At 47.3% G+C, this 21,659-nt stretch carries 20 protein-coding genes; 16 read left to right on the plus strand and 4 right to left on the minus strand.

Annotated features, from left to right (window positions below; all coding sequences use genetic code 11):
* Positions 1–116 precede the first annotated feature (116 nt).
* The 4 genes from H6629_12105 to H6629_12120 all read left to right on the plus strand — a co-directional run bounded on the left by H6629_12105 (position 117) and on the right by H6629_12120 (position 5,502).
* Complete coding sequence (locus tag H6629_12105) at positions 117–1,376, plus strand: hypothetical protein (GenBank protein ID MCB9068535.1); 1,260 nt, start codon at positions 117–119, stop codon at positions 1,374–1,376.
* A gap of 29 nt (positions 1,377–1,405) precedes the next feature.
* On the plus strand, positions 1,406–2,611 hold the full coding sequence (locus H6629_12110; protein ID MCB9068536.1) for a hypothetical protein: 1,206 nt from the start codon (positions 1,406–1,408) through the stop codon (positions 2,609–2,611).
* A 115-nt stretch (positions 2,612–2,726) separates the two neighbouring features.
* On the plus strand, positions 2,727–4,007 hold the full coding sequence (locus tag H6629_12115) for a tetratricopeptide repeat protein (protein ID MCB9068537.1): 1,281 nt from the start codon (positions 2,727–2,729) through the stop codon (positions 4,005–4,007).
* A 187-nt stretch (positions 4,008–4,194) separates the two neighbouring features.
* On the plus strand, positions 4,195–5,502 hold the full coding sequence (locus H6629_12120) for a serine hydroxymethyltransferase (GenBank protein ID MCB9068538.1): 1,308 nt from the start codon (positions 4,195–4,197) through the stop codon (positions 5,500–5,502).
* Between the two features lie 54 nt (positions 5,503–5,556).
* Here the strand turns inward: H6629_12120 and H6629_12125 are convergent, their stop codons facing one another.
* Complete coding sequence (locus H6629_12125; protein MCB9068539.1) at positions 5,557–6,114, minus strand: DNA alkylation repair protein; 558 nt, start codon at positions 6,112–6,114, stop codon at positions 5,557–5,559.
* 306 nt (positions 6,115–6,420) lie between these two features.
* On the minus strand, positions 6,421–6,984 hold the full coding sequence (locus H6629_12130) for a hypothetical protein (protein ID MCB9068540.1): 564 nt from the start codon (positions 6,982–6,984) through the stop codon (positions 6,421–6,423).
* A 476-nt stretch (positions 6,985–7,460) separates the two neighbouring features.
* On the opposite strand from H6629_12130, the gene H6629_12135 reads away from it, so the two are divergent.
* On the plus strand, positions 7,461–7,637 hold the full coding sequence (locus H6629_12135) for a hypothetical protein (GenBank protein MCB9068541.1): 177 nt from the start codon (positions 7,461–7,463) through the stop codon (positions 7,635–7,637).
* Between the two features lie 245 nt (positions 7,638–7,882).
* Here the strand turns inward: H6629_12135 and H6629_12140 are convergent, their stop codons facing one another.
* Both H6629_12140 and H6629_12145 read right to left on the minus strand, forming a co-directional pair.
* Positions 7,883–8,269, minus strand: a complete 387-nt coding sequence (locus tag H6629_12140; GenBank protein MCB9068542.1) for an outer membrane protein transport protein — start codon at positions 8,267–8,269, stop codon at positions 7,883–7,885.
* 232 nt (positions 8,270–8,501) lie between these two features.
* Positions 8,502–9,140: an outer membrane protein transport protein gene (locus H6629_12145; protein ID MCB9068543.1), complete on the minus strand. Its 639-nt coding sequence runs from the start codon at positions 9,138–9,140 to the stop codon at positions 8,502–8,504.
* 308 nt (positions 9,141–9,448) lie between these two features.
* Here H6629_12145 and H6629_12150 point away from each other — a divergent pair, with 308 nt between their 5' ends.
* The 11 genes from H6629_12150 to H6629_12200 all read left to right on the plus strand — a co-directional run bounded on the left by H6629_12150 (position 9,449) and on the right by H6629_12200 (position 21,456).
* Positions 9,449–10,858, plus strand: a complete 1,410-nt coding sequence (locus H6629_12150; GenBank protein MCB9068544.1) for a 6-phosphofructokinase — start codon at positions 9,449–9,451, stop codon at positions 10,856–10,858.
* A 108-nt stretch (positions 10,859–10,966) separates the two neighbouring features.
* Positions 10,967–11,917, plus strand: coding sequence for a methylenetetrahydrofolate reductase (locus H6629_12155; protein MCB9068545.1), 951 nt, complete (start codon positions 10,967–10,969; stop codon positions 11,915–11,917).
* A 193-nt stretch (positions 11,918–12,110) separates the two neighbouring features.
* On the plus strand, positions 12,111–12,950 hold the full coding sequence (locus tag H6629_12160; GenBank protein MCB9068546.1) for a hypothetical protein: 840 nt from the start codon (positions 12,111–12,113) through the stop codon (positions 12,948–12,950).
* Between the two features lie 208 nt (positions 12,951–13,158).
* On the plus strand, positions 13,159–13,557 hold the full coding sequence (locus H6629_12165) for a BlaI/MecI/CopY family transcriptional regulator (protein MCB9068547.1): 399 nt from the start codon (positions 13,159–13,161) through the stop codon (positions 13,555–13,557).
* A gap of 872 nt (positions 13,558–14,429) precedes the next feature.
* Positions 14,430–15,104, plus strand: a complete 675-nt coding sequence (locus tag H6629_12170) for a M23 family metallopeptidase (GenBank protein MCB9068548.1) — start codon at positions 14,430–14,432, stop codon at positions 15,102–15,104.
* A 198-nt stretch (positions 15,105–15,302) separates the two neighbouring features.
* Positions 15,303–16,403: a sn-glycerol-3-phosphate ABC transporter ATP-binding protein UgpC gene (ugpC, locus tag H6629_12175; GenBank protein MCB9068549.1), complete on the plus strand. Its 1,101-nt coding sequence runs from the start codon at positions 15,303–15,305 to the stop codon at positions 16,401–16,403.
* Between the two features lie 78 nt (positions 16,404–16,481).
* A complete protein-coding gene (lgt, locus tag H6629_12180) occupies positions 16,482–17,354 on the plus strand; it encodes a prolipoprotein diacylglyceryl transferase (protein ID MCB9068550.1) in 873 nt (290 codons plus the stop codon).
* Positions 17,355–17,519: 165 nt separating this feature from the next.
* Positions 17,520–18,710 carry a TraB/GumN family protein gene (locus H6629_12185; protein ID MCB9068551.1) on the plus strand — a complete coding sequence of 397 codons (1,191 nt, stop codon included), beginning with the start codon at positions 17,520–17,522 and terminating at the stop codon, positions 18,708–18,710.
* Between the two features lie 11 nt (positions 18,711–18,721).
* Positions 18,722–19,495 (plus strand): sulfite exporter TauE/SafE family protein, encoded by a 774-nt coding sequence (locus H6629_12190; protein MCB9068552.1) that lies wholly within the window; start codon positions 18,722–18,724, stop codon positions 19,493–19,495.
* Between the two features lie 121 nt (positions 19,496–19,616).
* Positions 19,617–20,090, plus strand: coding sequence for an SsrA-binding protein SmpB (gene smpB / locus H6629_12195; protein ID MCB9068553.1), 474 nt, complete (start codon positions 19,617–19,619; stop codon positions 20,088–20,090).
* 94 nt (positions 20,091–20,184) lie between these two features.
* On the plus strand, positions 20,185–21,456 hold the full coding sequence (locus H6629_12200; GenBank protein MCB9068554.1) for a tyrosine--tRNA ligase: 1,272 nt from the start codon (positions 20,185–20,187) through the stop codon (positions 21,454–21,456).
* Positions 21,457–21,659 lie beyond the last annotated feature (203 nt).

Genomic DNA, 21,659 nt, shown 5'->3' on the forward strand with positions numbered 1-21,659 from the left:
CTTCCGGGTTATAATTAGCCGGATTTTGAAGCGGATAAAAGAAATCCACCTTTGAAATATAAAGTTTATTTACTTATATTCGCTGCTTTGTATATCAATCTACAGAAGGGAAAGTATTGATTCAGATTAACAGCACATCATCAATCCGCCGCCGGATTTGGCAAATTGCGACACTTTGCTTTGTTTTAAGCGCTTTTTGGGCTTGCGAAGAGAATCCGGAAGCAGTGAATTTGAACGACAGCAACGCCGAACTGGTAACGGACACACTTTACGCCACATCTGATGTAACTTTCGTAAGAAGCCGGGAAACGCTGACCACATTGAGCACCAGCAAATTGCTGATCGGTAATTTTGCCGATATCACCTGCCGCCCGTTGATGCGTTTTATCTCCCTGCCGGAAAGCATTGCCGTTTTCGACAGCGCATTTATCGAGCTGAAAACCGGCAGATTTATCGGCGATGCGATGGCAACAGGGTTTACCGTAACCGCATATCCCATCACTGAAGAATGGGTTGCAGATACATCCGCGATCTGGCGGGATAACGATTTCAATTCAAATATTGATATCGCGCAGCCGCTCGGCGAGTTTACGCTGGCACCCGAAGACAGCCAGATTGTCCGGATGCGCCTGAACCAAACCGGGCTGAATTTTTTCCAGGGTTGGGCAGATACCAGCAGCGGCATCGATAATCACGGAATGGGTTTTGGTTTCAATTCTGCAAATTTTATGGTCGAAATTCTTGCCCGCGATTTATCGGGAAGCTCCGGACCAACCCTCTATTTGCACTACACAGACAGTATTCCCAAAGTTGACACATTGCTCGTTGGGCTGGATGTTTATCTCGACGAAGGTCAGGTACCCACTCAACCCAACCGGATTTATACCTCAACGTTGCGCAGCAGCTACGTTTCGCTTATGAAATTTAACGTCGGATCGCTGTGGAGCGATTATCCCGATGGCGTGATTGTCGAAAGCGCCGCGCTGGAGCTTTCCATCGATGGCGATGATTCGTTTTACGACACCGGGTTTCTGGAATTGTTACCGCTCGCCGATTCCAGCGGATTCACATCGGATAATTACACCATTAATAACGATTATCTGAACTCGATTGGCAGCGAAATTTTACTCACGCGATTCAACGCCGATTCAACCCGGTTGCTCAACGCATCCGAAACGGAAGAACGAGAGCTTGCAGCCAATTATATTCAGCCGCTGTTGAACGATTCCACAACATTTGCCGGATTTTATATCTCGGATTTCAGCCCGACAGCCACACTGCGCAAATTTTCATTTTACCGCTTTAATGATGCGGATATTTCCAAACGCCCACGGCTGATTCTCCGGCTGCTAAAATTACCGCAGGAACGTTTGTAATCAGAAAAAAAGATTATCACGAGGATGGAATGAAGCAAATTTTGCTCAACACAATTGTATGTATCACCTTTAGCGCCGTGGGTTTTTCGTTGTTTGGCGGTTCCTATTTTTCCACAAAGTCGAAAGGCATTGGCATTCGCCAATACAACACCGGCGTTCGCGGAATGGGAATGGGTTTTACCGGCATCGCATCTGCGGATAGTTTACAGCTCAACAGTTTTGCGCTTACCCAGTGGCGTTATATCTCAACCACGCGGGCAACAATCGGTATTTCCTATCAGGGCATCAGTTCGGATTTTGATGGCGGTGCGGAAGCCTACAATTCCACTGCGGATTTTGGCGGATTGAACCTTGCAGTGCCGCTCGTTTCCAAAAAATGGGCAATCGGTTTATCTATTTCGCCCTACGCTGAAATGGATTTTAAAACAAACAACACCATCACCAGCGACGGTGAAACGTTTACCCAAATCAGTTCCTACACCGGAAATGTGTCCCGGGCGCAGTTTAGTTTGGCATGGGCGCCGACGCCGAGCTTCGGTATCTCTGCAAACTACAGCTATTTTTTCGGATCGCTGAACGATCAGTACGATTTCGATTTTGAGGATAACAGCTTTCGGGATACCAGTCACAAAATCACCTACCGTTTTTCCGGTCCCGGATTTGGCATCGGTGCGGATTGGCAGCCCATTTCCCGCGCCAGAATTGCCGGATTTGTGGATTTCCAGCCATCGGTCGATTTGGCGGTAAGTTACACATCCACATTACAGATTTCCGACGACGAAGAACGCAATTTCGATTCCTTTCCGCTTCAGTTTGGCATCGGTAGTGCGTTCGATCTCGGAAAGGGTTGGAACGCCGCAATCGATTACACCAGCCAAAACTGGGCAGATGCACTTACCGTTCCCAATGCCGATTTTGATACCTGGCAACTGTTTGGTGTCGGGTTTGAACGGGAAGCAAAGCGCGAACGAAAAGCCGGTTTTTTGGGCGGAAATGATTTGCGCGCCGGATTTTCAGCTGCAAAACTCGGATACAAATTTAACGGAAACACGGTTTCCGAATATGCGCTTCATCTGGGAATGGGATTCCCGTTTGGTTTCTATACCAATCGCTTTGATGTCGCGTTTGTCGGCGGATTTCGCGGTGATCTGACCAAAAATCTAGCTGAAGAACGCTTTATAAAAATGAATATATCGCTTTCGATCGGCGAACAATGGTTCCAGAGAATCAGATAAACACCAGCCATTTTTTGCTTGTCTATTTACATCGATTGGCGTATTATAACGGTGCGTTCCTACGTAAAACAATACGGTGTTTTTGCGGTAATTAACGAGGAGGAATATCGAGAAAATGAAGTCAACGCAAGGTTTTTTATTATTTTTGGCGACAACATTGTTGATGATAAACATATCCGGGTTTGCCCAGGAAGAAGAATCCGAACCCGCTGATTGTCGTCCCGCCAGCCTTGAATCGCCGTACGATAAATTTAAAGACGACAGCCTCGATCCCCAGCAGGTGAACATTTGGTATAGCTACGCTTACGAAAATTACAAACATGAGCAGTGGGAAAAAGCCGTTTCTTATTACTGGAAAGTAATGGTAAACGACCAAACCGGACGTCTGGAAAAAGTAACCTACGGCAAACTGGTCGATTGTTACAAAAATATCGGTAAAACAGCCAGCGACAACAAAGTATATCTGGACAGCACATTTTTGGTTATTTATCGCGGGCTGGAAAAATATCCGGATAACGCCAGCCTCCATTTCCATGCCGGCAACCTGCATCGCGGGCTCGGGCAAAGCGAATGCGCCATTCCGCATTATCAGGAAATGGTCAAAGCATATCCGAAAGAAGTAAATTATCTGAAAGCACTGGTTGACCTTTATTTGGATGTTGATGACGAACAAGCCATCGACGCCCAGAAAAAAGTGACGGAAATGGATCCTTCACTGGAAGAGCAGCTCAAATACAAAAATATTTTGGAACGCTTTGGTCGCGATCCGATGAAAGCCGTTGTCGAAGCTTTTGAAAAAGACAGCACCAATTTGACCGTCTGCATTAACCTGGCAACCGAAGCGTTGCAACGGGGCAGCTACGAACTGGTGTTGCGCGCTGCTGCCGCAGGATTGAAAATTGAATCCAACAATGTTCCGCTGCTGGATTCCCAGGCGAAGGCTTTCGAAGGTTTGGGCAGAATGAACGATGCCATATCCAGCTATCGAGAAATTACCAATGCCGATCCGGACAATGTAAATGCGTATTGCTCTCTGGCGTTGGCTTATGCCAGTGTCAAAAATTTTTCCGCGGCAAAATCGCAGGTGAACAAAGCTATTTCGATGGATTCCCAAAACGGATTGCCGTTTATCACGCTCGGGCAAATTATTGAAGAAGCGATCGATTATTGCTCCAACAAACGCGGCAAAAACGAATACAATTATGATGATAATCTGGCATTCGAAATCGCCGGACGTGAATATGCCAAAGCCAAACGCGACCCGAATTACGCGGCGCGTGCCGATAGCCGCATTAATGCGCTGAAGCCGTTTTACCGCACCAAAGAGCAAGTTTTTCTTCGCCAGAACAACACGACCATCAAAGATGCCTGCTACACAAGCTGGTTATCTTATTAAAAATATGTGATTTAAACAAAATTGCTAAAACTCCTGCATTTGCATCCTGCAGGAGTTTTTTTATTTCTGCCAATGTGCCGGACAAGATGAAAGATTCTTTTTCGGTTATGAAAAAACCGAAATCATACCTATTTTTACAAATTATTCGTAAATGAAATAATGCCAAATCGAAAGCAATGGAGCAGCCATGTTAGATCATTTGAAAGCGTTCGATCCGGAGGTGTTTGCGGCAATTCAGGGAGAAGTTCAGCGGGAAAATACCACGCTGGAATTGATCGCATCGGAAAATTTTGTTAGCCAGGCCGTGCTGGAAACCGCCGGTTGTGTGATGACCAATAAATACGCCGAAGGCTACCCGTCCAAACGGTATTACGGCGGTTGCGAATTTGTGGACATAGCCGAAGACCTTGCACGGGATCGCGCCAAAGCGCTGTTCGGTGCGGAATATGCGAATGTTCAACCGCATGCCGGTGCGCAGGCAAATCAGGCGGTGTATTTCACATTTTGCCAACCCGGCGATACGGTTTTGGGAATGAATCTCGCGCACGGCGGTCATTTGACCCACGGCAGCCCGGTTAATTTTTCTGGCAAACTATACAATATTGTCCCTTACGGCGTCGGTAAAGATACCGGGCGAATTGATATGGATGAGGTCGCCAAAAAAGCCCGCGAGCACAAACCGCGATTAATTATCGTTGGTGCCAGCGCATACAGCCGTTTTTATGAATTTGATAAATTCCGGGAAATTGCCGATGAAGTGGGTGCGATTTTATGGGCAGATATTGCCCATCCGGCCGGACTCATTGCTGCCGGTGTGCATCCCTCGCCGATTCCGTTCTGCGATGTCGTAACCACTACTACCCACAAAACCCTGCGGGGTCCGCGCGGTGGGATGATTTTGATGGGCAAAGATCGCGAAAATAAAATGGGCATTGTCGCACCGAAATCCGGGCGGGTGAAAATGCTTTCCGAAATAATGGACAGCACCGTGATGCCAGGGATTCAGGGTGGACCGCTGATGCACATCATCGCTGCGAAAGCTGTTGCATTTAAAGAAGCATTGCAGCCGGAGTTTAAAGCTTATGCCAAACAGGTGATCAAAAATGCGCAAGCTTTGGCAAGTGCACTGGTGGAAAATGGTTACAAAATCGTTTCCGGCGGAACAGAAAATCACGTGATGCTGGTCGATTTGACCGAAAGCGGCGTTACCGGCCGCGATGCGGAAGATGCGCTGCACGAAGCAGGAATTACCGTGAACAAAAATATGGTGCCGTTCGATTCGCGCAGCCCGTTTGTCACCAGCGGCATCCGGTTGGGCGCCGCCGCGCTGACCACTCGCGGATTCACTGAAGATGAAATGAAACGCATTGCACAAATGATCGATCGGGTGCTCAAAAATGTGGGCAACGAAACGGTGTACGCCCAGGTTCGCGGCGAAATCGCCGAAATGTGCAAAGGTTTCCCGCTGTATGATTTTGGAAAAATGAAATCGTAAGTTGAGCTAAAACATAGGTTTATTGCGAAAGCGCCATGAATAGTGGCGCTTTTTTTATGCCGAAAATTTGTTGCGGATACGGTCGCCGGTGAGATGCGCCAGCACGTCCATCGCCTGGCAGGAATTGTCGCCGTAATCCACCGTTACTTTGCCGATAGCGCGGGCGGCGGCAACGCTGCGTTCGTACAGCGGTTTGCTGCGCTGCCCAATCATCAGTAACGCGCTATTCATTCCATCTTTTACAAAATTTTCCTCCGTTTGCAACTCCCGTTCGATGCGTTCGATATAGGGCAAAAAATAGTCATCGGGCAATTTTTTGTCATTTTTGGCGATCTGGTAAAGCAACTGGAAGCCGCAACTGCGTTTCAGGCTGTCGCTGTTGGTCATCCAATCTTCGGCAAGCGGCACCAAAAATCCGACTTTTGGGAGAAGCGTGCTGCAATACACGTGCGTCAAAGACCAGGGTGTAAGCTCTGCAACCTGCCGGTCAACCTGTTCACGGGTAACTTGTTTCGCTTCATCAATCAGAATTGCCAATATTTTTGCGTCATAGTTGGTTTCATGCCACAATTCCATTGCCAGTTCGTGATTTTTGCCAACCTGTTTGGCCAATTTTTTGAGTTGGGTTAACCCGATGCCATAAGCTGCTCAAACCAGGAATTTGCGGTGATTTTTCCCAATAGCCACACCACGTTCGTTGCGGTTTTCTGTAATAATTGCAAAACATCTGTTCCGGTCATTTGGTCTCCGGATTTTTCGATTTGAAAAATAAACCATTTTTTCAACCGAATCAATTGCGGTGGATAAAAAAGCCGCCGGAAAATCCGGCGGCTCGAATAAAAATAGAAAGCAAATTTAATTCAGGCTATTGCACGAAAATAGCTTTTGCCTGGTTCGCTGCTTCAACAGAGAAATTGCTCATCTGTGCACCGGTATATGTCCCCGGAAATCATCGGCATTAACCAGTGGTATGGAAATATCTGCTGAGAGTGAGTTCTTTTGATGATTTCGTTGGCAATGATGGCATAACCTGCACTGTTGGGATGACACCGTCCAAGCTGAAAGCGGTATTCGCCGGATCGAGAAAAACAAATCTGCCGCTAAATCCATCGATGCCGATTGGTTCAGTTCGGTCAATTTGGCGTTTGCATCTACCAGGGATTCCGGCAGCGGCTGCAATGCCGAAATGATTTGATTAAACTCCGCAACCGCCTGAATCAACGCAGTTTCTTCGGCTGCAGTAATCGTCAGGCTGTCGGAATTGAAATGCCGCTGGGGGTTAATCCCTGCGATCATCCCCTGAACGGTTGCCTGTGCCTGCGCTGCGGCAACTGCCTGCGGCGTGCCAAGGCTGATTAACAGGATGGCAATTGCGGCTGAATCAGGAATGCCCAATCCGTTTGCCCGATATTCGCCGATAAACGGCAGAAGAATATGTTTGATGGTGCTGCCGGTTTCTGCTGTAATTAAAGGCAGATACAACTCGCCTGCACCCGGATCAAAATCTACGGGTTGGGAAGTGGATCAAATACAACCGGAACCGGGCTGCCGATGCCGGGACGTTCTTTATAGATAGCCCGTCGAGGATATTGACGTAAGGAATATCAGTAACGTTGGGAATGTTTAATAAAACGATGCCGACGTTTCCATCGCGGATTTTGCCAAGTTCCTGAATCAGTTTGGTATAATCTGCCTGAAAATTGGCGATGGTGATTTGTCAGGTCGCCGCCAGCAAGGGCTGCGCCCAAAACATCGTTGTTACCCAGCCAGGCACCACAAGTGTCGGATTCAGAATTTTGGCTGTTCCACCTGAGTCATATTGGCAAATTGGGATTGCGCAGGATGAGGTCAAAGAATGGATTATTGCCTGCGCTTGCCGCGCCGGTGGCATTGAGTCCCTGATTTAAGTTTGCACCGGGAATGCCAAGATTGTCATACGGACGTGCGAGGGTTGCATTTTGAGCAGTGCTAATGGATTGGTATGTCCGCGTGTGCAATTGTCCGGTAGCGGAATTAAATCCAGCACGCCAACGCCCGGTGTGCTGCTGATACCGGGATTGCCGATCAGCGGTTGCTCGAAATGTTCCGATTTTCCCATTTGCCGGGCGATGAGCGCCGGAAAACTGTTTACCTGAAAATCTTCGCTAAACCGCCGGATTGAAAACCGGCAGTCAGGCTGTTGCCGATAAACACTACTTTGTTTAATGCCAGTTGATCTTTTTAATGGTAGTAATTTCAGGCTGGGTCGGGTCTTTCAGTTCACAGGCAGTAAACACGACCAGCACAGCAAATAATATAAAGGTCAGAATTTTTTCATTTTAGTTCTCCTAAATATAGAATTTTCAATCGTGTTTGTATTAGCGAATCTGGTAACCAAAACTCAGCATGAATAAATCTGCCCGGGAATTATATTCGCCATTAAAGCCGTTGTCGTTTTGCCAACGCCGTCTTCGACGGTGGAACGTTTGCCAATGTCCACAAACATATATCCGGCGTCCACATTAAATTTGCCTGCTTTATACCCAACACCAACGGAATAGTCGTTGCGGGTGTCGTCCGGCAGCAACGGGCTGACAGATTGGATCGGCTGCGGAGTTTTATCATAAATATACCCGGCGCGTAATTGCCAGATTGTGTTCAGGTCATAATGGGCGCCCAACCGGATTTGATAAGAATTCTCGTAATCTTCCGGGATGGTTTGATTCAGGCGGGCATCATCGAACAAAAGGTCGATTTTCTTCGAATACGCTCCAGTTATACCAGGCATAGCCAATTTCTGCGCCGAAATTATCCATAAATTTATAATAGATACCTGTTGCCAATATATTGGGAATATCGATAAGCTGCCTGCCTTTTTGGTCAACAAACAGTCCATTGGCCAATGCTGCTGTTTTGGATCAAGGTTATCAAAACCGTAAAATCTGCGGTTGCTTCATTAAACTCGGTTGTTACGGAGTGGCTGTAGCTTAGTCCCAGCCCTAACCGATCTGTTTTGTACATTAAACCGCCTGAAAAACCAAACGTCGGGTCGCCGCCCCATCCAACTCAACGGTACCAACTTCTGTGCCGGTTCCGCCAACACCTTCCGTATTGAAAAGGAGGATATTCCGTTGTAAATTTACATTGGAAAAAATAATCTGTGCCCCAACGCCGATGCTCAGATTTTCGTTTATCCGGTAAGAAACTACGGGTGTCAAATAAAAAGTTTGCAAGGTCACATCCTTGGAAATAAAACGCCCCGGAAAATCATCTTTCCATGCCACACCCAGTCCAAAGGGGTTGGTTAATGAAATACCAGCCGCAAACTTGTCTGTAAGCTGGTGAGTCAGGTGGATACCCACCGGCGGGAAAAACTGATCTTTTCCTTTGTGGATCGTCTGGTCAAAAACCGGGTCAGCGCCAATAAAACGGGATTTGGCAGCGATACCCGTAATACCGCCATAAAAGTGCGTCCCCTTTAAAAAACCAAGCCCTGCAGGGTTATAAAACAGCGTGGATGCATCATACGCCTGTGCAACAACGGCATTTCCCATTGATGCGGAACGCGCCCCAAATTCACCAATGCTAAACCCGCCAGCCATCAGCGAGCTGCTGAGCAACAGGCAGGCGATTGTTGAAAATAAAGATTTACCCATCATTTGTCCTCCAATAACAGTTGACCTAATTGAGAAATCATTTTTAATACGGATTTCCGTTAAGTTAATAATGTATAAGAATACGATTAGAAAATTTTGTGAAAAATTAATCAAAATGCAATGAAAATAGAACAAAGTGCAGTGAACGAATGGCAACTAGAAACACCCGCCACCGATATCAAATATTACCATAATCTGTTTGAATTTACCCCGGTTTGGGGTTAATTTTGAACTTTATGATTTAAAATATTACGCATGTAAACAAAAATATGCAGTTATCTGCCAAATGCAGACTAAGAAAGGAGTTGTTTATGTCTCGTGCGCCAAAAAAATTGGCTATTTTAGTGGGTGGGGGACCTGCGCCGGGTATCAATAGTGTTATCAGTGCTGCCACCATTCGCGCCATTCTGGAAGGTGTGGAAGTTGTTGGTGTTTTAGACGGATTCAAATGGTTAATGCAGGGAGATATCGATCATACCCGCGAATTGACAATCGATAACACCAGCCGGATTCATTTCCGTGGTGGATCATATATTGGCATTGCCCGCGATAACCCGACCAAAGACGACAAACATCTGGAAAATACCGTAACATCACTGTTGCGTTTGAATGTGGATAAGTTGATCACCATTGGTGGTGACGACACCGCATACAGCGCGCTGAAGGTGGAAGAAATGGCTGCCGGTCGCATCCGGGTTTGCCACGTTCCCAAAACCATCGATAACGATCTGGATTTACCGCACGGCATTCCCACATTCGGCTACCAAACCGCCCGGCACATCGGCGTGGAAATTGTCAAAAGCCTGATGGTAGATGCCCAAACCACATCCCGCTGGTATTTTGTGGTATCCATGGGTCGCAAAGCCGGGCACCTGGCATTGGGCATCGGGAAAGCTGCCGGCGCAACGCTGACGCTTATTCCCGAAGAATTCCCGAACGAAACCATCCGGCTGGATCAAATGGTGGATATTCTGGTTGGTGCCATCATCAAACGGATGAGCTACGGCCGTTCGGACGGTGTGGCCATCATCGCAGAAGGTTTGGTGGAACGGCTGGATCCGGCTGATCTGGAAGTGCTGCTGAATGTGGAGCGCGATGCGCACGATAACGTCCGGCTTGCCGAAGTGAACTTTGGTGAAATCCTCAAATATCACGTTCAGGCAAAATTGAAAGAACTTTCGCTGAAAACCACGATCGTTGCCAAAAATATCGGCTACGAACTTCGCTGCGCCGATCCCATTCCGTTCGACATGGAATACACCCGCGACCTCGGTTTTTGCGCCGCCCAATTTGTGCTGGAAGGCGGCAACGCGGCAATGGTTTCTATTCAGGAAGGGCATTTTGTGCCGCTGTATTTTAAAGATATCATCGATCCCACAACCAAACGCACCAAAGTGCGGATGGTGGATGTCAGTGCGGAATCGTTTTTTATCGCCCGGCGATACATGCTTCGCCTGAATAAATCCGATTTCGAAGATCCGCATGAATTGGCAAAATATGCCGCTACCTGCGGGATGTCGCTCAAAAATTTTGAGAAGCGTTTCCGCAATATCATCGATAACGACAAACTGTATCAGGTAAAACAGCGCGTCCGCAAAGATGACAGTAATGAGAAAGATATCATCAAAGCGACGGTAACGGAAAGCAATCTCGTTTACGAACAGAAAGCCAAAAAGAAACCGGATAGCGAAAAGAAGGCGGACACCGAAAAGAAAGGCTGATTCGCCATAGCCAACGTTCGGATAAATGCCCGGATTCTGCCGGTTAGCGGCAGCGCCGGGCATTTCCGTAATTACCCCTTCATCAGTTGAAAAGGAATCCAAACAGAAATGCATGTTATTGACGCGCTGAAAAATGCCAAAAAAATGTTGATTTCATTGGAGATAACGCCGCCAAATAAAGGCACGAGCATCGATGAATTATACACAACGCTGGATGAATTAATGCCGTTCAATCCGGCGTTTATTAACGTTACTTATCACCAGCCGCAGGTGGTTTACGAAGAAATTGACGGGGTTATTCACCGGGTGCCGAAACGCAAAAAACCGGGAACGGTGGGGATTTGCGCATCCATTGCCAACCGCTATAATATTGATATGGTCCCGCATTTTAGCTGCGGTGGTTTCGATAAATACGAAACCGAAGATGCGCTGATCGATCTGCATTACCTCGGTTTGCACAATATTCTGGCGCTACGCGGCGATCCGCCGTTGGGCTACAACCAGTTTATTCCGGAAAAAGGCGGGCACCGGTTCGCGTGGGAATTGGTCAAACAAATCACCGATATGAACCGCGGATTATACATCGAAGATCTGGAAGATCCGCAGCCAACCAATTTTTGCATCGGCGTTGCCGGATATCCGGAAAAACATTTTGAATCGCCCAATAGCGAAAAAGATTTGCTGCACCTCAAAAAGAAAGTGGAACAAGGGGCGCATTACATCATCACCCAAATGTTTTTCGATTTTTCGTATTACAAAAATTTTGTGGAAAAAGCCCGCGATGTCGGCATCACCGTTCCGATTATTCCGGGAATTAAACCGCTGTCCAGCGTTAAACAATTGCACGCTATTCCCCGGACATTCCACGTAACTATTCCCAACGAAATTGTGGACGGAATGGAAGCCGCCAAAACACCGGAGCAAGCTCGCAAGGTTGCCACGGAAAAAATTTCGACGTTGTGCAAACAATTAATCGATTACAAAGTGCCCGGCATCCATTTATACACGATGGGTCGCGGTCGCGCCACCAAAGATTTGTTGATGGCTCTAAACGCCTGACCTGTGATAATTTTGCCGCTACTGTGAGTATTATTCACACCCGCTTTCGGAAAACCGACATCGAAAAATATCAACGCAAGTGATTGAAAAACAGTCGCTTGCGTAATTGTTGATACGGCGTTAAAAAAATGTGGCATTTAATTTGTCCTTTAATCCATGGGAAAACGGAACACAACCAATGGAGGAATATGTCATGAAAACAATGAATCAACACAACAGGTTTGGACTGCCGGTTTTGTTTGTAGTCTTGCTGATATTTTTTGCCGGATGTGATGACAAAGCAGCGACCAATCCGCAGGAGGAAGCGCCGGAAATCCCGCCGCTGTCCACATTTCTGATGGATTTTAACAGCTTCGATACAACAGCCGCATTGCCAAAAATTGGCGGAAATGCCCTTCAGCAACAGGATGCCAACTGGCGTTGGGCGGGTTTCAAAGTGGGTGTCTGGAATGTGGTCATCACGGTTAATCTGGCGATTCCGGTTGCCGCATTTGTGGAATCCTTCAAACACGAACCGGTGCAGCAAAGCGACGGATCGTGGGTGTGGGCATACAATTTTGGCATCGGGAACAGCGCAAAACTGCGCGCATTTGCCGAAAACAACGAGATTAATTGGGAAATGCGCATCACCAAACCCAACCAATACACCGATTTTTTGTGGTTCACCGGCGTGTCCAATCTCACCGCGACCGAAGGCACCTGGCAGTTGAATTTTTCGCCGAATGATCCCAAACCGTATATCGATATTTTGTGGCACCGCAACCCGCAGCAGGGCACAGCGGATGTGCGTTACACAAATGTCATCCCCAACAATCCCGGAAACGGCGGTTATATTTTTTACGGAATTACCAATAATTCCCCATTCAATGCATTTTACGATATTTGGAATGTTGAGCTGAACAACCTGACCAACATCGAATGGAATCGCAGCGATTTTCACGGGAATATCATCGATCCGATGCATTTTGGTGACGCCGACCGACACTGCTGGGATACGCTCGACAACGGGTTGATCGACATCACTTGCCAATAGTCAGTTTTTTGCCACCGCAAAGCGGAGCGGCGATTAACAAAAAGCATTGCACATCCGGTTTGCAGTGATGCGAACCGGATATTTCCCTCGAATAAGACCAGCTACTTTTTTCACATCTCGAAAAAAATCTTGACATTTTCACAATGTTAACCTATATTCGCAGAGCTGTTACAATGTAACGACTCATTTAACCATTAGCGAGATTGTTATGACTTCAGAAAATGTATTTCCCGATCTCTCAAAAGCGGAATACGACATCCTCAGCGTTTTATGGCAGAATGGTCAGCAAAGTGTGCGGGAAGTTCACGATCAATTGAGCGAAACCAACAAATGGGCATATTCCACCACAAAAACAATGATGCGTCGGATGGTGAAAAAGGAATTGCTCGCCCGAAAAAATTTCCACGGTGTGTTCATTTATAAGCCGCTTATTTCAAAGCCGGTGGGATTGGTAAAAATGGTAAAATATTTTGCTGACCGGGTGTTGGAATTGGATTACGGTTCAGTGATCGCTTTGTTTGCCCGCAGTAAACTGGTTTCCGCCGAAGAAATCGAAGAGCTTTCTCGTCTGTTGGCTGAAAACCCGGAAGATGAGGAGAACGAATAATGGCGGACATTATGGTTGGATTCATCATTGTTTGCGATACCATTTTTCACTTTTTGCGACAACAAGCTGTCTATGTGACAATTGTTTTTGTGCCCGTTTTACTGTTGTCGTTGCTTATTCGTAAGCGTTTTCCATTGATGCTCTATGGACTATGGGCGTTGGTTTTGCTCCGGTTTGTCCTGCCTTTGGATATCTCATTTACATACAGCGCGCGTAACGGGCTCGATCAACTGTTGGTATATTTCGAAGATTCCGCCGGAGTGCTTTCGTCATTAAAAAACAATATTCTGACAGATGCAGCTAATCAACAAATGACGATTCAGTCTGGTCAAAATGCAACCGGTGATATTGCGTTGGTTCAGGAAAATCGGACTTCATTTTCCTGGCGCACATATTTTATCATCTGTTGGCTGATCGGTGGCGCATTGTTCGGCGGAATTTTATTCTGGCAGCTTGTTCGAATTAAGCGCTTGGTGCGACGGGCTTCAACAATTCAGGATGCACAATTGCAACTTCTCGTTGAAAATTGGCGACGCCAATTCCGCATTCGCCGATCGATACGGCTTGTTTGTTCGGATGCTTTTCTCTCACCTTTTACGATGGGCGTATTTCACCCGGTAATTTTTTTGCCGACCCAGTTAATCCAAAACGGCCAACTATCTGTTTTAAATGCAGTTATCGCTCACGAAGCAGCGCACATCAAGCGTTTCGATGCCATGTGGATCAAACTGCAAAACCTGGTACACATTATTTTTTTCTTTCACCCGGTTAGCTGGTATGCGATCAGGCAAATGGGTTACGCACGTGAGAGAATTTGTGACCGTATGGTTTTGTCGAAAAATGTAATTTCCGCCAGGGAATATGGAAAAAGTATGCTTCAAATTCTTCAATTAAACCTGTTTGGCGGGGTAACGCCGGAATGGACAGCCGGGTTTGGAAAACAACAAAAACAACTGTTTCAACGCATAAACGATATCAAAAGGGGAAAAACAATGCACACCAGAAAATCCGTATTTGTCACCACATTTTTACTGGTTATGTTGGGATGTTTTTTGCTGCCGATGGCAAATTTATCACCAACATTAAACAAGCTACATGCCGCAGAAGCTGCGGATGAACCGGAAATCAAATGGGTTTTGCCTATCCATCAAGGATACATCAGCTCTGATTTCGGGGATCGCATTCATCCTGTTACCAAAAAGAAACAGTTCCACAGGGGAGTGGATGTTGCTGCACCGAAAGGGATAGCGGTTTTCGCAGCGGCAGACGGGAAAGTTATTTTTTCCGACAGGAAAGAGAAATATGGTTTGCTGGTCGAACTGATGCATCCGGATGGCTATTTAACCCGATACAGCGCGATGGATACGTTGTTAGTTCAAAACGGTCAAATTGTAAAAGCCGGGGAAATGATCGGAAAAGTCGGCAGTACCGGTTTGTCAACTGCGCCGCACCTGCATTTTGAAGTGTTGAATAATGATAAAGCGATCAACCCGGCAAGCCTCATTGATTTTTCAGCGTTTAAAAAAGATCGCGTTAATCATCAGTAGTTGGCACCATTTTCACCTTTCTGCACCAAGTTTGGTGTTGAAAATGCCCATCATGCGGTACGACAAAATACCTGTTTAACAATAACGTTTTGATACGTTGCCATAATTCAGACCTCACGAAAAACCTTGCATATATGCCCCAAAAAGCCTAATTTTTGGGGCTATAAGATGCCAACAGAATTCAAAAAGGAGAGTCCAGTGGCACGTGTTGAACTGCAAAATGTTAATAAATATTACGACAAAAATGTCCACGCGATTAAAAACGCAAACCTTGTTATCGAAGATAAAGAATTTGTAGTGCTGGTCGGGCCGTCCGGTTGCGGCAAATCGACTTTGCTGCGGATGATTGCCGGTTTGGAAGAAATTTCCGGCGGCGATTTGGTGATCGACGGTCGTAAAGTAAACGATGTTCCGCCGAAAGATCGCGATATCGCGATGGTGTTCCAGAATTACGCGCTCTATCCGCACATGAGCGTTTTCGACAACATGGCGTTCGGGCTAAAGCTGCGCAAATTTCCCAAAGAAGATATCCAGAAACGGGTGGAAGACGCATCGGAAATTTTGGGCATCCGCGAATATTTGCAGCGCAAACCGAAAGCGCTTTCCGGCGGACAACGCCAGCGTGTGGCGCTCGGTCGCGCCATTGTTCGCAAACCGAAAGTCTTTTTGTTCGACGAACCGCTCTCCAATCTCGATGCCAAATTGCGTGTGCAAATGCGCATCGAAATCAACCGGTTGCACACCCGCCTGCAATCCACCATGATTTATGTGACCCACGACCAGATCGAAGCGATGACCATGGGCGACAAAATTGTCGTGCTCAAAGATGGCGTTATCCAGCAGGTCGATTCGCCGCTGAATTTGTATAATCAGCCGGCAAACCTGTTTGTCGCCGGATTTATCGGCAGCCCGGCAATGAATTTTATTCGCGGACAACTGGTGAATTCCGGCAAAATGCAGTTCCAATCCGGCAAATTGCAAATTACCCTGCCGGAAGACAAAGCTGCACAACTCCAGAAACACGGCGCTCAGGAAGTCATTTTGGGCGTTCGCCCGGAACATTTGCACGATGTGCGCAACAAAAACGGACGGCTGATTTCCGAAACACAGGAAACCAATATTGATGTGGTCGAACCGATCGGCAACGAAATTTTTGTCTATTTCAACGCCGGAAATGAAAATTTGTGCATGCGCACATCGCCGGAGCAAACCTATACGGTGCGGGAAAATTTCTCGTTCGCGCTGGATTTGGGCAAGCTCTATTTCTTTGATGTGAACACCGAAGCACGGATTGTCTAATTTTTTGACGGAATCGGTTATCAAACAAAAATGTGCGGAATGGTTTGTTGCTATTCCCAAAATTGACAGGAAAAACAATTGATTGAATGGAATGTGAGCCGGGAAGTATTTTCCATCGGCCCGATTACTTTACGTTGGTACAGCCTGATGTTTATGCTGGCATTTTTAGCCGGCTACTATTTGACCCGCAAATTTTTCCGCCAGGAAGGCAAGCCCGAAAGCGATGTGGAGGATCTGTTTCTCTTCACGTTTATCGCCACGGTTTTTGGTGCGCGATTGGGGCACGTCCTTTTTTACAGCCCCGGATTTTATTTCAGCAATCCCATCGAAATTCTAAAAGTTTGGGAAGGCGGATTAGCCAGCCACGGCGCAGCAATCGGCATTCCGATTGCGCTGTATCTGTACTCCCGGAAACGCCCGGATCAGCCGTTTTTGTGGGTGATCGACCGTGTGGTAATTGTGGTTGCGTTGGCCGGATTTTTTATCCGGCTCGGCAATTTGTTCAATTCCGAAATTGTCGGCAGCCCGACAGAAATGCCGTGGGGATTCAAATTCCCGCTGTATGAGCAGATGAACAACACGCAATACGCGATGAATCCGGTCGCGCGGCATCCCGCCCAATTATACGAAGCCATCGCTTACCTGTTGATTTTTATATTTTTATACAAAATTTACCAATCCAAAAAAGAGCGCACCGAACGGGGATTGCTGCTCGGTATTTTTTTCGTCGGGATTTTTGGATTTCGTTTTTTTGTGGAATTTTTAAAAGAATATCAGGAAGCGTGGGAAGCAACTATTCCGTTGAAAATGGGACAGTGGCTGAGCATCCCGTTTGTGCTGCTGGGTATCTGGCTGATTTATCGGGCGAAACAAATCGGCGAACCGGAGTTACCTCCCGCCAAACCGGCAACCGAAAACAATGCCAGCTCCCGAAAACGGAAAAAACGATAGAAATTTTCTCCAAAACATCACTTACAACCAACTTTCGTCGGCAGATACCAATTTGCGGCAGACGCATTTTTGCGGGAATTTTGTATCCTTTTGCAAATTTTTCCGTTTGGATTGTCGTGGTTTCTGTGCGATTTTTGATCGCCAAAAAAGAGAGAATCGAAACATATGACTGAACAAATTCCCGAAGAGACATACTCATCCGACGTTCACGTTGTGGAACTGGACAACCGCAAATTTATACTGGTTGGCACGGCGCATATTTCCAAAGAATCCGCCCGGCTGGTGCGCGAAGTGATCGAAAAAGAGCAGCCGGACACCGTTTGCGTTGAACTGGATCAACAGCGATACAAGTCGCTCGCCGAACAGCGCAAATGGGAAAACCTCGACCTGAAATCGGTGATTCGCCAAAAACAATTGGCGACGCTGCTCATCAATTTGCTGTTGGCATCGTATCAAAAACGGCTCGGGCAGCAGCTGGGCGTTCAGCCCGGCGTTGAGCTGCTGGAAGCCGTCAAAGCTGCGGAAGACAACAATATTCCCATCGCGCTGTGCGACCGTGATATTCGCGTCACGCTGCGCCGCGCATGGAATTCGATGACATTTGTGGACAAAGCCAAGCTGCTCACCGCCGGATTTGCGGGTGTTTTCGAAAAGCAGGAAATCTCCGAAGAACAATTGGCGGAAATTCGCCAAAAAGATGTGCTCACAGAGTTGATTGCCGAAATGGGCAAAGCCATGCCTACCCTAAAAACCGTGCTGATTGACGAGCGCGATAGCTATCTCGCCCAAAAAATCCGTGATGCGAAGGGCGATAAAATTGTGGCGATTGTCGGTGCCGGACACGTTCAGGGTATGCTGGAAACGTTAAAAAATCATCGCACCCGCGATTTGGCAGAAATCGAAAAAATACCGCCGATGTCGCCGATGTGGAAAGTGGTTGGCTGGGGCATTCCGGCAATTATTATCGCCTCGATCGCATATATCGGCTGGAGCAAAGGGCTGGGCGCAGCGGGCGACAACGCGCTGTACTGGTTTTTGGCGAACGGCATTCCCTGTGCAATTGGCGGGATAGCCGCGCTGGCGCATCCGCTGACGATCGTAACCGGATTTTTTGCCGCACCGTTCACCAGCTTAACGCCGGTGATTGGCGCCGGATATGTGTGTGCATTTGTTCAGGCGTATTTGCAGCCGCCGGTTGTGCGGGAATTTCAGACGGTCAGCGAGCATATTGCAGAGCCGCGTAACTGGTGGAAAAATAAATTGTTACGGGTATTTTTGGTGTTTATTCTCACCAGTCTCGGCAGCCTGATTGGCACATACGTCGGCGCGTACGAAATTATTCGCAATCTATTCTAACACATATTCAAATGGAATATCTGATCATTTGCAGCGTTTCTTTAATTGCGGCGGGGCTGACCCTGTTTTCCGGATTCGGGTTGGGAACGTTGCTGCTGCCGGCATTTGCGCTATTTTTCCCCGCAGAAGTCGCCGTCGGGATGACGGCAGTTGTGCACCTCGCCAATAATCTTTTCAAATTTGCGCTGCTCGGCAAACATGCGGATAAATCTGTGGCGATGCGTTTCGGTATTCCGGCTATTTTCGCTGCGCTGATTGGCGCAAAAATGTTGCTTTTCATCGCAAATTTGCCATCGATTTATAATTGGCAAATGGCAGATTTCCATTTTTCAATCACACCGGTCAATTTGACGATTGGCATTTTGATGATCCTTTTTGCAATCGTGGAAATTCTGCCGAACCTCAAAAATTTCTCTCTCGAACAAAAATGGCTGCCGTTTGGCGGCGCACTCAGCGGATTTTTCGGCGGGCTTTCCGGGCATCAGGGCGCGTTACGTTCCATCTTTTTGCTGCGTGCCGGACTCACGAAAGAAGCGTTCATCGCCACCGGCGTGGTCATCGCCTGCGTAATCGATATTTCACGAATTTTCATTTACAGCGAACGATTTTCCGGTCAGCATTTCGAGGGCAATTATTTACTGTTGATCGCCGCGATGCTCACCGCGTTTTTGGGTGCATACATCGGTAGCAAATTGCTCAAAAAGGTGACGATGAATATCGTGCAAACGATCGTTTCTATCTTGCTGATTTTATTGGGATTGGCGCTGGGTGCCGGTATCATCTGATCGCTAAAATTTTTCAAATTGCCAAAAAATCTTTCCAATTTTCCACATTCGCAGATTCACATTTTACTTGAATACCGGAGCGTCTTTCTCTATTTTTGCTAACTTATTGAGGAATTTGAATATGTCAGCAGAAAACAACAATATAAAAATCGTTACCACGAACAAAAAAGCGCGGTTCGATTATCACATTTCCGACACCGTGGAAGCCGGTTTGGTGCTCAAAGGCACCGAGGTAAAATCGTTGCGGGCGGGTAAATGCAACATCACCGACAGCTATTGCCGGGTGATTAAAGATGAAATGTGGATTATCGGGTTGAACATCAGCCTGTACGACAATCAGGGATACGTAACGCACGACCCGACCGCCAAACGGAAATTGCTGCTCAATCGCGACGAAATCAGCAAATTATATCGCAAAGTGATGGAAAAAGGCATAACGCTGATTCCGCTAAAAGTATATTTCAAAAATGGCTGGGCGAAAGTGGAAATCGGGTTGGCCAGCGGAAAGCGCAAATACGACAAACGGCACGATATTGCGGAACGCGACCAGCATCGCGAAATGAAGCGGCTGGAGAAACAATACCGCGTCCGGTGAGTAGAGGCAATTCATGAATTGCCCCTACCACGGGTAATACTAATTTTTGATCGTTTTATAATTATCAAATGTTCTGAACAGAGGATTGGGATTCATGAGCTTGTATGACGAATTGAAGTGGCGCGGTGCACTGTACGATGCAACCGAAGGTGTGGCAGAAGTGATCGCGAAAGAAAAATTGACCGGATATATCGGGTTCGATCCCACGGCAAAAAGCCTGCACGTTGGTAGCCTGCTGCAGATTATGAATTTGGCGCGATTTCAACGATTCGGGCACACGCCCATCGCGCTGGTTGGCGGCGGCACCGGACTCATCGGCGATCCCAGCGGGAAAACCAAAGAGCGCCAGTTGCTCACCAAAGCGGATGTCGAGGAAAATGTCGCCGGTATCCGCGATCAGCTCGCCCGCTTTCTGGATTTCGATGCGAAACAAAATCCCGCCAAATTGTTGAACAATATCGACTGGCTGGGCAGCATCAGTTTTGTGGACTTTTTGCGGGATGTCGGCAAATATTTCACGGTAAATTCGATGCTTGCAAAGGAATCTGTTAAACGCCGCATCGAATCGGAAGACGGGATTTCGTTCACCGAATTCAGCTATAGTTTGCTGCAATCGTATGATTATCTGGTGCTTTACGATCGCCACAATTGCCGGTTGCAAATGGGCGGCAGCGACCAGTGGGGGAATATCGTATCCGGTGCGGATCTGGTGCGCAGGTTACGCGGTGCCAAAGCTTACGGGCTTGTATCGCCGTTGGTGACTACCTCGACCGGCGTGAAATTCGGGAAAACTGAGGCCGGTGCGGTGTGGCTGGATGCGGCATTGACATCGCCGTATCGCTTCTATCAGTTCTGGCTGAATACGGATGACGCTGACGTGCTGCCGTATCTCAAATATTTCACCTGGCTGAAACAGGCAGAAATTGCCGAACTGCAATCCGCACTCGAAGAACGCCCGGAACAGCGCGAAGCGCAACGCACGCTGGCAAAAGAAGTAACCCAAATGGTGCACGGTCAAAATGGCGTGGACAGCGCCGAAAAAGCCTCGCAAGTGCTGTTCGGCGGTGAAATTGAAGGCATGAGCGCCGCAGAAGTGCAGGATATTTTCCAGGATGTGCCATCCTGCGATATCGCCAAAACCGCGTTCGAAGGCGAAGGCATGAGCATGATTGACCTGCTGGCAGAATCCGGCGTAGCAAAATCCAAAGGCGAAGCGCGGCGACTGTTGCAGGGCGGCGGTGTGTATCTCAACAACCGCAAAACCGAAATGACCCAATCCGTAACGCTGAACGACAGCATCGACGGGCAGTTTTTAGTGCTCCGTAAAGGGCGCAAAAATTACCAGTTTGTGCGGATTGTGGGTTGAGTTTGAGCCATACTTTTCGCAAATGGCTTCGAATTAAATAAGTAGAAATGCAATTTATTGGTCATGCCCGATTGTCTTTATCGGGCATCCAGATTCTATAAAAGAGAGAGTCTCGAAAAAAACGTGGGAATGGTTCGTCTGTTTCCAGGTATAAATAAAAAAATATCCATTCTCCTTAACCCTTTATCCTTCGAAAACCCATG

The organism is Calditrichia bacterium, assembly GCA_020634975.1.
Taxonomy (GTDB): domain Bacteria; phylum Calditrichota; class Calditrichia; order RBG-13-44-9; family J075; genus JACKAQ01.